The 340-nt window shown below is 35.3% G+C and carries 1 rRNA gene; it reads left to right on the top strand.

The window, feature by feature from the left end:
* Nucleotides 1-91: ribosomal RNA gene (rrf, locus tag CD122_RS10885) — 5S ribosomal RNA — on the top strand; the annotation flags it as partial.
* Between the last annotated feature and the right edge of the window lie 249 nt (nt 92-340).

Genomic DNA, 340 nt, shown 5'->3' with positions numbered 1-340 from the left:
ACACCTGTTCCCATGCCGAACACAGAAGTTAAGCTCTTTAGCGCCGATGGTAGTCGGACTTACGTTCCGCGAGAGTAGGACGGTGCCAGGTAATCTTTTATATGACCTTTTGGTCATTTTCTTTTTGAAAAAATAAATAAAAGATGTTGACTTTTGAGTAAGAAGTATGTATAATTATTTCTTGTCGAGTCAAAAGAAAGACATGAACATTGAAAACTGAATGACAATATGTCAACGTTAATTCCAATAATTTGAGTACTCAGAGTAGTACTTTCAAGAGTGATTGACTTAAACAATCAAACGAGCTAATCAAGCTTACTTCTTTTATGGAGAGTTTGAT

The organism is Staphylococcus rostri (assembly GCF_002902145.1).
Taxonomy (GTDB): domain Bacteria; phylum Bacillota; class Bacilli; order Staphylococcales; family Staphylococcaceae; genus Staphylococcus; species Staphylococcus rostri.
This window is presented reverse-complemented; position numbering and strand designations above follow the sequence as displayed.